Raw genomic sequence first — 12498 nt, forward strand, 5'->3', positions numbered from 1 at the left:
CCTTTTATTAACCTGAACTACTGATTCATCCCAGGTTAATCAACGCTTTATTATTATCTTCTCCGCTAAATGTTTGAATCAGGAATTGCTATGAACCGATTTGGCAGTGAGTTAAACAAACTTGTTAACCGTAGTCTGGACCGTCATGTCCGGCTGGCGGTAACGGGTCTGTCCCGGGCCGGGAAAACCGCATTTATCACATCACTGGTGAATCAGTTGATGCATGTCAGTACTAACCCCCGGCTACCGTTGTTTTCAGCTGTGCGGGAAGGCTATTTGCTGGGAGCCAAGCGCGTGCCGCAAGTAGACATGCATGTTCCGAAATTTGGGTATGAAGAAGGGATGAGTGCCCTGCTGACCAGTCCGCCGGCTTGGCCGTCGCCGACCCGGGATGTGAGTCAGATTCGTCTGGCATTGCGTTACAAGCCACAAAAAGGGCCACTGAAGTTGCTGCAGGATACCGCCACGCTTTATCTCGATATTGTGGATTATCCGGGGGAATGGCTGCTCGATTTACCGCTGCTGGACATGGATTTTGTGGCCTGGTCGCGTCAGCAGGCGCAGGTATTGAAAGGAAAACGGGAAGAGCTGGCGCACGACTGGCTGGCTGAGGGTGAACAGTTTGATCCGCTGGCTCCGGCTGATGAGGCGCTGATTGAACGTATTTCGGCCCGTTTTACCGAGTACCTGTTTAAGTGTAAGGCCGAAGGGGGCTTGCACTGGGTGCAGCCCGGCCGGTTCGTGCTGCCCGGTGAACTGGCTGGTGCGCCGGTTATTCAGTTCTTTCCTATGGTCTGGTTCGATAAAGTCACTGAGCAGCAACTGGCAGAGGCGGGCGAAGACACCAATGCCGGCATGCTGAAAAGCCGTTACCGCTACTATCAGCAGCATGTCGTCAAAGCGTTTTATAAAGAGCACTTTGCCAAGTTTGACCGGCAAATCATCCTGGTCGACTGCCTGCAGCCGCTTAACACCGGGCCGGAGTCGTTCAATGATATGCGGCAGGCTCTGGATCAACTGATGCAAAGCTTTCGTTATGGCCGCAGCTCGTTGCTAAAGCGGCTGTTTTCGCCTCGGATTGATAAAGTGCTGTTTGCTGCGACCAAAGCGGATCATGTGACCCCGGAGCAGCACCCGAATCTGGTGAGTTTGTTGCAGCAACTGGTTAATGAAGCCTGGCAGACCGCTTCTTTCGAAGGCATTCAGATGGATTGCCTCAGTCTGTCGTCCATTCAGGCGACGGAGCCCGGTTTTGTTGACTATCAGGGGCGTCAGGTGCCGGCGCTACGTGGCCACACCTTATCCGGCGAAGCCAAAACCCTGTTTCCGGGAGACGTACCGCGTCGCTTGCCGTCAGATGAATTCTGGCAAAGCAGTGAATTTGATTTTCTTAATTTCCGACCATTGGTGGCGCAGAGTGACGAACCGCTACCGCATATCCGGATGGACAAAGCCCTTGAATATCTGTTGGGGGACAAATTGCAATGAATAACAAATATCAGGGAAAAATCGTTTTTGATGAACCGGCCGATGCATCATCGACGGATAAGCCAAAAAGGGCAGAACACGATTTAACTGCCGCGATGCAATTTGCTGAGCAGGAGACGTTTCTGCCGGAGCAGGCCTCGTCGGCCGCATCGGTTGAGAAGGCGTTGGAAAAAACGTTGTCAGCCCGTCCTAAACTGCGGACACGCTGGCTGAAAGGTCTGCTGGCCGGTACCGCCGTTATGATTGGCTGGCAAACGGTCGACTATGTCGTGACGGCGGTTCAGAGCGGTGACTGGCTGAGTCTGGGCTGGAGCCTGCTGGTGGCAGGCGTAGCCACGGCCGGTATCACTGCGCTGGGGCGCGAGTTTGTCAGTCTGCGCCGGTTACGCCAGCGCCAGAGCGAACAAGAGCAGGCTCAGGCGATGCTGGAAGCCGATGGTATCGGTCAGGCCAAAGGTTTTTGTATGCAACTGGCTCGCAAGGCGCGGATTCAGGAAGAGCACGCCGGGTATGATCGCTGGATGCAATCATTGGCAGCCACGCATAATGATCGTGAAGTTCTGCAGCTGTATGACCAGATGGTACTGGCACATCAGGACAAGCTGGCTCGTCAGCTGGTTACCCGCTATGCCACGGAAGCGGCGGTCATGGTTGCGGTCAGTCCGCTGGCAGTGGCAGACATGCTGCTGGTGGCCTGGCGTAACTTCCGCCTGATTGAGCAAATCTCGGCAGTATATGGCATTGAGCTGGGTTACTGGTCACGGATCAGGCTGGTGAAGCTGGTACTGGCGAATATGGCGCTGGCAGGGGCAAGTGAGGTGATTATTGATAACAGTATGGATCTGCTGTCGATGGATCTGGCCGGGCGGATGTCGACCCGAGTTGCACAGGGCGTGGGCGTGGGCCTGTTGACCGGCCGACTGGGGCTGAAGGCAATCAGCCTGATGCGGCCAATGCCATGGCTGTCGGACAATCAGCCGAAACTGAATGATATCCGGAAAGATTTAGTCCGCCGTCTGGCTGGGATGAAAGAAAGCAGAGAAAAATAATGAAATTGAGCGCACCGTCATTATTCACTGTCTTGACTGCATGGAAGGGAAGACGCAAACTTCATGGTGTCAACAATTCCTGACACCTTGGAAGAGAAGAATATGAGGCTACAAGTCTTTTGTGAAGACCGACTTGGTATAACCCGTGAGTTGCTGGATATCTTGAGCAGCCGGAAAATTGACTTACGTGGGATTGAAATTGATCGGGTAGGGATCATTTACCTCAATTGCCCTGAAATTGAATTCGAGCAGTTCAGTCAGCTGATGTCACAGATTCGTCAGTTGGACGGGGTGACGGATGTTCGCAAAATTCAGTTTATGCCGACTGAACGTGAGCACAAAGAGCTGAAAGCGCTGCTTGAAGCTCTGCCGGATCCGTTCTTCTCTATCAGTTTGCAGGGGAAAGTTGATCTGGCCAACGATGCTGCTGAAATGGTTCTGGGCAAAAGCCGCAATGAGATTGTGGGCGAAAATATCCATGCGCTGCTCGGCTTTAACGTCCACCAGTGGCTGGAAAAAGAGAGCGCCGGGAAACGCAGTGAGCTGATTGTGCTGGCGGGTATGGACTACGTCATGGAAGTGATGCCAGTCTATGTGGCTGACGAAAGTGAAGAGCAGGTGCTTGCCAGTGCGGTGATATTGCTGAAATCCCTGTCTGAAGCCAAAATGCCACTGGCTATGCGCCAGCTCAGCGGTGATAACGGCTTTGAGCATCTGGTCGGCCAGTCTTCACGTTTTAAGCAGCTGATATCACAAGCCAAGAAACTGGCGATGCTGGATGCGCCGTTACTGATTCAGGGCGAAACCGGTACCGGAAAAGAAATGCTGGCACGCGCCTGCCATCAGCGTTCCCTGCGCCGTGATAATCCGTTCCTGCTGGTGAACTGCATGTCGATGCCTGACAATGCTGCGGAAACTGAACTGTTCGGTATGGCGGCAACGGCCACGGAGCCGGGCAAGAAAGGGATTTTTGAACAGGCTGATGGCGGTACGGCTTTTCTGTATGAAGTCGGGGAAATGTCAGAGCACCTGCAGATTAAACTGCTCAGATTCCTGCAGGACGGCAGTTTCCGCCGTGTCGGTGAAGAGAAGGAAGTGAGGGTTAACGTCCGGGTGATTTGCTCGACCCAGAAGAAGCTGCCGGATCTGGTGGCTGCCGCACAGTTCCGTGAGGATCTTTACTATCGCCTGAACGTCCTGTCGCTGGTGGTGCCGCCACTGCGTGAGCGGACAGCTGATATTGTGCCACTGGCCGAGCTGTTCCTGTCTCAGTTTGCTCAGGAACTGCAACAGGCCAAACCGGCCATCTCGCCGGAGGTCGCGCAATATCTCAGCCAGTACGCCTGGCCGGGTAACATCCGTCAGCTGCGCAATGTCTTGTTCCGGGCCATGACTCAACTGGATAGCGGTGAGATGCGGGTGGAAGATGTCCAGTTACCGGAAAATGAGTCCACGACGGTCATCAGTGAAGAAACGCTGGACGGTTCGCTGGATGACATTATGAAGCGTTATGAGTCCGGGATCCTGACCAGCCTGTATCGCAGCTATCCGTCTACCCGGAAACTGGCGAAGCGCCTCGGGGTTTCGCATACGGCTGTAGCAAACAAGCTGCGTGAATACGGAATCAACAAACACTAAGAGAGAGTTTAAGGCGTTGCGAGGGTGCAGCTCGCTAGCTAACGACTTAATCGGTGATTTAACAGGGAGGCCATGGTGCCTCCTTGTTTTTTTTGGGCCTAATAGCTTCCCAGCTTCCCAGCTTCCCAGCTTCCCAGCCTCTCAATCTCAAACCTCTCAATTTCAAAGACTCTCTGTCCGCAGAATGTAGCGCTGACCGCGGGTGAAAAGCCAATCTGCGATAAAACGCTATAACTGATGGACGCAGTCTAAATCAGGCTGACTTCCCCTTTTTCCAGTGCCTGAAGCTGGTCGATAAACCCTTTCCCGTACCGGCAGGAGCACTGCTTGCTGTGTTCGTATTTCACCCGGTGGCAGGGAATAATGATGGGTATCGGATTGACATTTTTCGCCATGCCGACCGCCATCATGGCACACGGTTGGTTGAGGCGAGTCGCCAGTTCCTGGTAAGAGCGATGATGGTTAAAGGGGATATCGCTAATGGCCTGCCAGACCTGGCGTTGAAAATCGGTACCCTGTGGGGCGAGGGGGAGGGTGAAGGTCTTACGTTTTCCAGAGAGATATTCGGTCAGTTGCTTGATATAAGGTGCCATAAAAACCGGGTGATGTTCCCAGTGACTGTCGGGAGTGAATCCGTCACTGGCAAGGATCAACTGTCGGAGCCCCTGTTCGTCAGCCAGCAGGTATATCTTACCCAGTACCGAGTTGATAGAGTCGTAATACATAGTCTTCACTGTGTTAGTTGGCGTCGCTGCGGGCGCTGATTTGACAAGCATAGTTGATACAAAAGACCAAATCTTTGTCCTGCCATAAGTTTATAGTCAATGTTGTGCCCCTGTGCTAACGTTTCAGCTATCTGAGATAGCCATAGGATGAAGTGCTGTTGTTACATTCAATTATCAGTCGGGCGACGACGATCGAAATCAGTGATGACCAAGGTGGCAACGATGGCAAAGTGCGCCTGATCACCACCAAGGATTTGTCCGCGATTACCCGCTATTACCAGCGCAATCGCCAGTACCTGCAGCCTTGGGAACCTGTACGTGAAGAGGCCTTCTTCACTGAGTCCGGCTGGCAGCGCCGCCTGGAACAACTGGTGCAGTTGCAAAAGCATAAAATGGCTTTCTACTTCGTGATTCAGATGCATGACAGTGATGAAATTTGTGGGGTGGTGAACTACAGCAACGTAGTCAGATATCCGTTTTTCGCCTGCCATGTCGGCTACTCACTCGATGAAGGGTATCAGGGACGTGGAATCATGCCCCGTGCATTAGCGGCCACTAATCAGTGGATGTTCGATGATCAGGATATGCACCGTATTATTGCAGCCTATATGCCGCGCAATGGCCGAAGCGCCGCGGTTCTGAAGAAGTGTGGCTTTACCATTGAAGGTGAAGCACGCGATTATCTGATGATTAATGGGCAGTGGGAAGATCATATCCTGACGGCAAAAATCAACGATGCCTGGATTGCTCCGCTGAGTTAAAGCATGAGCTAGAGAAAAACACAAAAAAAAAGCGAGAGTATTTACTCTCGCTTTTTTTGGAGGGTTACCTAGCAGCGGCGTTTAAATACGTTGCCACAATTCGGCATACCGACCGTGTTGAGCCAGTAACTCACGGTGGCGGCCCTGTTCGATAAACTGACCTTCATCCATCAGACAGATGTGATCCATCTGCTCAAGACCGACCAAGCGGTGCGTAATGAACAGTACCGTCTTGTCTTTTGCATGCTCCAGCAGCAACGACATGATCTGTTGTTCAGTACGGCGATCCAGTCCTTCTGTTGGTTCATCCATCAGCAGAATCGGGGCATCGTGCAGCAGCGCGCGGGCGATACCGATACGGCGGCGTTCACCACCGGAAATCTGACGGCCACCTTCACCTAACCAGGTATCCAGCCCTTTACCTTTCAGCAGTGCACTCAGGCCGACTTTTTCCAGCACGTCACAGAATTCTTCATCGGTGCCTGATGGCTTGGCCAGAATCAGGTTTTCGCGCAATGAGCCATTGAACACGTCCACACGCTGGCTGACAACGGTGATGGCGCAGCGCAAAGCGGCTTCCTGCCATTGCGGCAGCGGCACACCATCCAGTGTGATCTGTCCCTGTTGCGGATCCCAGTTCCGGGTCAGCAGTTGAAGCAGGGTCGATTTACCGCATCCGGTACGTCCCAGAAGCGCGACTTTCTCACCCGCCTGAATCGTCAGGCTGATGCCTTTAAGCACAGGCTCATCACTGCCGTAATAGGTGTAAGCGATGTCATCAATGGTAATTGTGCCCTGAACGTTCGCGCTGTGCCCGTTCGGGTCAAACGGTGTATCCGGGGTTGCTTGAATGATCTCATTCAGACGACGTGCAGAAGTCAGGGTTTGTCCCAGATACTGGAACGCGCCAGCAACCGGCATCATAAGCTCAAAACTGGCCATGGTTGCAAAGGCTATCATGGCAACGAATGGATCCGGTGCCTGACCATGCACGCCATCTGCCGCCAGCCAGGTGATCAGTACCAGTGTCCAGCCTGTGGCAGCCATCAGTATGGCGTTGGCCATACCCGTCAGGTTAGCCATGCGGCGCTGTGCGGCCAGCAGACTTTCCTGCTCGTCCAGAGCTTCACGGTAGTAACGTTCTTCGGCATTGAACAGCAGCAGTTCAGCATGGCCCTGAATCCAGTCCAGCAGGCGTATGCGGTAGTTGGCTTTTGCCAGCGTCAGAGATTGGCCGTGGGTCTTACCCAGACGGTAGAAAATTACCGGCAGGCTTAACATCAGGGTCAGCAGAATGGCACCCAGTGTTAGGCCAATCGTGAGATCGAACCAGGCCAGAAAGCCGGTAATCGCCAGCAGGCCGATAACCCCGATGATTAACGGGCTGACCAGACGCAGATACACATGGTCCATGGCATCTACATCTGCTACCAGACGGTTGAGCAGATCGGCATCACGCAGATTTGCCTGCCTACCCGGAATCAGCGGGGTTAGCTTGCGAAAGAAGAACAGGCGTAGATCAGCCAGCAGCTTGAAGGTTGCGTTATGGCTGACCACACGCTCGCCCCAGCGCCCCGCCGTTCGGGCCATTGAGAAACCGCGAACGCCGGCCCCCGGCAACATGTAGTTGAACGTCTCACGGGCAATGGTCAATCCGGCGACCGCGGAGGCGGCGATAAACCAGCCGGACAGCGTCAGCAGGCTGATGGCCGACAGCAGCGTTGCTAGACCCAGCAGCATCCCCAGAGTCAGACCGAACCAGTGTTTACGGTAGAGTTTCAGGTAAGGGATTAATTCACGCATCGAGATCCCTCTTATCGGTGTGAGACAGCATATCCGCCAACAACCCGTGCTGGCGAATATCATCAAAATGACCGTTTTGTACCAACTGGCCGTTTTCCATCACCATTACCCGGTCCATGGCTGCCAGTTGATCCAATCGGTGGCTGACCATCAGCGTGGTCTGGCCATCAGTGGCTTGTTTCAGACTTTCCAGTACCAGATGCTCACTGTTGGCATCCAGACTGGCTGTCGGTTCGTCCAGCAGCCAGAAAGCACCGCTTTGCAACATGGCTCGGGCAACGGCAATACGCTGCGCCTGACCGACCGACAGACCGCTGGAGCGATCACCAACCGGATGCTGGTAACCATGCTCAAGACGCTGGATAAACTCATCAGCATAAGCCTGTCTAGCCACTTGCTGAATGTGCTCATCCGTCGCCAGCGGGTTGCCCAGCGTGATGTTGTCGCGCACCGTACCGTGCAGTAGCAGAGGGTTTTGACCGACCCAGCTGATGGCCTGACGCCACTGGCTGTGATCCAGTTCGCTCAGCTCACTGCCGTTGATCTTCAGGCTGCCGCGATAGGGCAGAAAGCCCAGAAGGGCATTGAGCAGGCTGGTTTTACCGGCACCACTTGGTCCGACCAGCGCCACTTGTTCATGCGCCTGAATGGCGAAGCTTAGTGGACCCGCCAGCACTTGCCCCTGAGGACTGAGCACTTCCAGGTTTTCCGCTTCGATCCGGATGGTTTCCGGTGAGTCCAGGTTTGTATCCCCTTGGCTCATGCCATCGGCTTCGGTGTTAAGGAATTCCACCAGTGATTCCGCCGCACCAATGGCCTGGGCTTTGGCGTGGTAGAAGGTGCCCAAATCACGCAGCGGTTGATAGAACTCCGGTGCCAGCACCAGAATAAACAAGCCGGTAAACAGCGTAATGGGTACGCCGTAATGGCCGAAATTCAGCTCACCGATAAAGGCAAAGCCAAAGTAAACAGCCACAATCGCGACGGAAATGGCAGAGAAAAACTCCAGCACGGCAGAAGACAGGAAAGCCATCCGCAGTACTTCCATGGTGCGCTTGCGCAGCACATGGGAAGCCGCGTGCAGGTTTTCTGCCTCGGCTTCAGCCCGGTTGAACAAGCGTAATGTCTGCAATCCCTGAAGGCGGTCATAAAAATGGCCGGACAGACGCTGCAGCGCTTTGAAGTTGCGCCGGTTGGCATCTGCGGCACCCAGTCCCACCAGCGCCATAAAAATCGGAACCAGTGGGGCAGTAATCAGGAAAATCAGGCCAGCCGCCCAGTTCAGCGGGAATACTGCCACCAGAATGACCAGTGGTACCAGAACGGCTATCGACATCTGAGGGATATAGCGGGCGAAGAAATCCTGCATCTCTTCAATCTGTTCCAGCACTAGACTGGCCCAGACACCGGCCGGCTTACCTTTGATGTATGCTGGCCCCAACGCCTGAAGACGTTGCAGGATCAGTTCACGAATATGAAGACGGATTTGCTCGCCACAGCGGTATCCGGCCACTTCCCGGCCCCAGCTGCAAAAGGCACGCAGGCCGACAATCACAAAAAGGCTGACAAAGCTGCTGACAAGTTGATATTTGTCTGTGTGCTCGATAATGAGCTGATGCAGGATATGTGCAAGCAGTGCCGCCTGGCCAACGAGTAGCAACCCCGACAGAAAACCAAGGCCGACACTGAGCATGAGCCAGCGTTTGGCCAGTTTGCTCTGTGATTTCAACCATTTGGTTAAATCGCGTTGTAGTTGTTTATCCATAAGAAAATCTTGCGCCGCATAAGCTGCCGGCTAAAGGTGAAGGCGAAAAACGGCCACTCGGGAGGAGTGGCCGGATAAAGATTATTGTTGTTCTTCCAGCGCGTCCAGGTAGCGCTCGGCGTCCAGCGCCGCCATACAGCCGGTACCGGCTGAAGTGATGGCCTGACGGTAGGTATGATCCATCACGTCACCCGCAGCAAATACACCGGTAACGCTGGTTTGGGTAGCATTACCATCTGTGCCAGACTGAACTTTAATGTAGCCGTTATGCATCTTCAGCTGACCCTGGAAAATGCTGGTGTTTGGCTGGTGGCCAATCGCAATGAAGGCGCCCATCACTTCCAGCTCTTCCGTCGCATCAGACTTGGTATCTTTAATACGCACACCGGTCACACCCATCTCATCACCCAGAACCTCGTCCAGAGTGCGGTCAGTGTGAAGGAAAATGTTGCCGTTCTCGACTTTGTCCATCAGTCGTTTGATCAGGATTTTCTCTGAACGGAAGGTGTCGCGGCGGTGGATCAGGTGAACTTCAGACGCGATGTTGGACAGGTACAGGGCTTCTTCAACGGCAGTGTTACCGCCGCCGACCACCGCCACTTTCTGGTTGCGATAGAAGAAACCGTCACAGGTAGCGCAGGCAGACACGCCGCGGCCTTTGAAGTTCTCTTCTGATTCCAGCCCCAGGTACTTCGCAGACGCACCGGTAGCAATAATTAGCGCATCACAGGTGTACTCGCCATTGTCGCCTTTCAGACGGAAAGGACGCTGGCTGAAGTCAGTTTCCTGGATGTGATCGAAAATAATTTCAGTTTCGAATCGTTCCGCGTGGGCTTTCATACGTTCCATCAGAGCTGGACCCGTTAACCCTTCGGCATCGCCTGGCCAGTTTTCAACTTCGGTTGTGGTGGTCAGCTGGCCGCCCTGCTGCATACCAGTGATCATCACTGGCTTCAAGTTTGCGCGTGCCGCGTAGACAGCTGCGGTGTAACCCGCCGGGCCAGAACCAAGGATGAGCAGTTTGCTGTGTCTTACGTTACTCATTACTTCTCCAGGCTGAAATGAGATTTCTATTATGTGATGGGTGATTGTAGGTAAATTGCGTGCCTAATGAAAGGGGGATTTCTGAAGGCTAAATGTGGGGAGGGGAGAAGTGGCTTCCTGCCTGTGGTTCCGTCCGGCAGGAAGTGAATTTTCATATATTAAATATTTATAAGTAATTCTTTGTGATTATAAATGAGCGGTACCGTCGGTCGTCAATCCTTGCTGGTTAATGCATGCTGATAGCCACGGTTGGATCGGTATAGTGCAGGTTAAAGGCATCAGCAACTTCCTTGCAGGTGATTTTGCCGTACATCACATTCATGCCCGCAAGGAATCCGGGATCGTCGAGCAGGGCTTTTTTATATCCTTTATTAGCCAGGTTAATGACATAGGGTAGAGTGGCATTATTCAGGGCAAAAGCAGAAGTACGGGCCACCGCGCCGGGCATGTTGGCAACACAGTAGTGAACAACGTCATCCACTATATAAGTGGGTTCGGTGTGCGTGGTCGGGTGTGATGTTTCAAAGCAACCACCCTGATCAATGGCGACATCAACCAGAGCCGAGCCGGGTTTCATGCGCTTCACATGCTCGGCAGAGATCAGCTTGGGAGCTGCGGCCCCCGGAATGAGCACTGCTCCGATGATCAGGTCTGCCTCAGGGACGAGCTTGTCAATCGCTTCATTCGTTGAGTAGAGTAGGGTGACTTTGCCCTGAAATTCCTGATCCAGAGCCCGAAGGGTTTCCAGGTTACGATCCAGCAGCGTAATGTTTGCCCGCATTCCCATCGCAATTCGGGCGGCATTTGAGCCGACGACGCCACCACCCAGAATCACAATGTTTGCCGGTTCGACGCCCGGTACACCACTGAGCAGCAAGCCTCTGCCACCGTGAGAATTCTCTAGGGTTTGGGCGCCAGCCTGGATAGACATTCTGCCGGCAACTTCTGACATGGGGGCGAGAAGCGGTAATTTGCCTGAGGAATCAGTGACTGTTTCGTAAGCAATACAGATAGCTTTGCTGTTAATGAGGTCTTTTGTTTGTGGAAAATCCGGTGCAAGATGGAGATAGGTGAATAAAATTTGTCCCTCGCGGAGCAGAGATCTTTCTCCGGCCTGGGGCTCTTTTACTTTGACAATCATCTCTGATCTGGTAAAAACTTCTTTGGCGTCAGAAATAATTTCAGCGCCGGCTTTTACATAATCAGCATCAGATAAACCGATGCCAGCCCCAGCTTGGGTTTCAATCAGGACGTGATGACCCAGCGAGGTAAGCTCGCGAACACTGCTCGTGACTAATCCCACACGGTATTCGTGATCTTTGATTTCTTTAGGGACGCCAATGATCATGCTTCACCTCCCTTGGCATCTGGAATGATTGGCTACTGATGAGGTTGTAAATGCAGATCTAATGGCAGTATAGTTTGACTGTCAGAGTATTTGATTCTAAATAATAGAAAGATGTAGTATATTTTTTTGCAAGGAAGTAAGAAGGTGGAATAAAAAATGGTAGATACCAAAAAGAAACCATCCAAGGAATTGGATCGCATTGACCGTAACATTCTGAATGAACTTCAAAAAGACGGTCGTATTTCAAACGTTGAGCTGTCTAAGCGTGTAGGCCTTTCTCCAACACCGTGTCTGGAGCGTGTGCGTCGGCTGGAACGTCAGGGATACATCAGCGGATATACTGCATTATTGAATCCACAATATCTGGATGCCTCACTGCTGGTTTTCGTTGAAATTACCCTGAACCGTGGTGCGCCGGACGTGTTTGAGCAATTCAATAAGTCAGTACAGGAACTGGAAGACATTCAGGAATGTCACCTGGTTTCCGGTGACTTCGATTACCTGCTTAAAACACGTGTATCGGATATGTCCGCATACCGTAAGCTACTTGGCGAGACCCTACTTCGCCTGCCAGGCGTTAACGACACCCGTACCTACGTGGTTATGGAAGAAGTTAAGCAGACCAACAACCTGGTTATTAAAACACGCTAATTTACCAGCGTTTTGAAGTACAGGATAAATCAAGCGGCCGCTGCAGAGCCGCTTGATTTGTATCTGGCGCTGGGATTTTCAGCACAGCCTTTGAAAAAATCACCAACTCTTTACCTTCCGCCACTCTCAAAATGGCAAAAACAGCCAGCATTTAGTATAAGATAAGGCAACAGATTCAATAGCGCCTGAACAGCCAGTGACGACTGTCAGCATAATAGGCAACCTG

10 protein-coding genes are annotated in these 12498 nt (G+C 52.8%); 5 read left to right on the forward strand and 5 right to left on the reverse strand.

The window, feature by feature from the left end; all coding sequences use genetic code 11:
- Positions 1-90: 90 nt before the first annotated feature.
- The 3 genes from FH974_RS05575 (at position 91) to tyrR (ending at position 4175) form a co-directional block, all read left to right on the forward strand.
- Positions 91-1488, forward strand: a complete 1398-nt coding sequence (locus tag FH974_RS05575) for a YcjX family GTP-binding protein (protein ID WP_047883362.1) — start codon at positions 91-93, stop codon at positions 1486-1488.
- The gene (locus FH974_RS05580; RefSeq protein ID WP_047883363.1) at positions 1485-2537 is read left to right on the forward strand and encodes a YcjF family protein; all 1053 of its coding nucleotides are present in this window, start codon (positions 1485-1487) and stop codon (positions 2535-2537) included. Before FH974_RS05575 ends, FH974_RS05580 begins: the two co-directional genes overlap by 4 nt.
- 102 nt (positions 2538-2639) lie before the next feature.
- The gene (gene tyrR / locus FH974_RS05585; RefSeq protein WP_047883612.1) at positions 2640-4175 is read left to right on the forward strand and encodes a transcriptional regulator TyrR; all 1536 of its coding nucleotides are present in this window, start codon (positions 2640-2642) and stop codon (positions 4173-4175) included.
- A gap of 248 nt (positions 4176-4423) precedes the next feature.
- Here the strand turns inward: tyrR and FH974_RS05590 are convergent, their stop codons facing one another.
- Positions 4424-4900, reverse strand: a complete 477-nt coding sequence (locus FH974_RS05590) for a methylated-DNA--[protein]-cysteine S-methyltransferase (RefSeq protein ID WP_047883364.1) — start codon at positions 4898-4900, stop codon at positions 4424-4426.
- A 158-nt stretch (positions 4901-5058) separates the two neighbouring features.
- On the opposite strand from FH974_RS05590, the gene rimJ reads away from it, so the two are divergent.
- Positions 5059-5661, forward strand: coding sequence for a ribosomal protein S5-alanine N-acetyltransferase (gene rimJ, locus FH974_RS05595; protein ID WP_047883613.1), 603 nt, complete (start codon positions 5059-5061; stop codon positions 5659-5661).
- Positions 5662-5742: 81 nt separating this feature from the next.
- Here the strand turns inward: rimJ and cydC are convergent, their stop codons facing one another.
- The 4 genes from cydC to ald form a co-directional block, all read right to left on the reverse strand.
- The gene (gene cydC / locus FH974_RS05600; protein ID WP_207103548.1) at positions 5743-7464 is read right to left on the reverse strand and encodes a heme ABC transporter ATP-binding protein/permease CydC; all 1722 of its coding nucleotides are present in this window, start codon (positions 7462-7464) and stop codon (positions 5743-5745) included.
- Positions 7457-9229 (reverse strand): heme ABC transporter permease/ATP-binding protein CydD, encoded by a 1773-nt coding sequence (cydD, locus tag FH974_RS05605; RefSeq protein ID WP_207103549.1) that lies wholly within the window; start codon positions 9227-9229, stop codon positions 7457-7459. The genes cydC and cydD overlap by 8 nt, the downstream gene beginning before the upstream one ends.
- Before the next feature lie 81 nt (positions 9230-9310).
- Entirely contained in the window at positions 9311-10273 is a 963-nt protein-coding gene (trxB, locus tag FH974_RS05610) for a thioredoxin-disulfide reductase (protein ID WP_207103550.1), read from the reverse strand.
- Between the two features lie 226 nt (positions 10274-10499).
- Positions 10500-11621: an alanine dehydrogenase gene (gene ald, locus FH974_RS05615; protein ID WP_047883368.1), complete on the reverse strand. Its 1122-nt coding sequence runs from the start codon at positions 11619-11621 to the stop codon at positions 10500-10502.
- Positions 11622-11777: 156 nt separating this feature from the next.
- Here ald and lrp point away from each other — a divergent pair, with 156 nt between their 5' ends.
- Positions 11778-12272, forward strand: coding sequence for a leucine-responsive transcriptional regulator Lrp (lrp, locus tag FH974_RS05620; protein WP_036832575.1), 495 nt, complete (start codon positions 11778-11780; stop codon positions 12270-12272).
- Positions 12273-12498 lie beyond the last annotated feature (226 nt).

Source organism: Photobacterium ganghwense, assembly GCF_017329545.1.
Classification (GTDB): Bacteria; Pseudomonadota; Gammaproteobacteria; order Enterobacterales; family Vibrionaceae; genus Photobacterium; species Photobacterium ganghwense.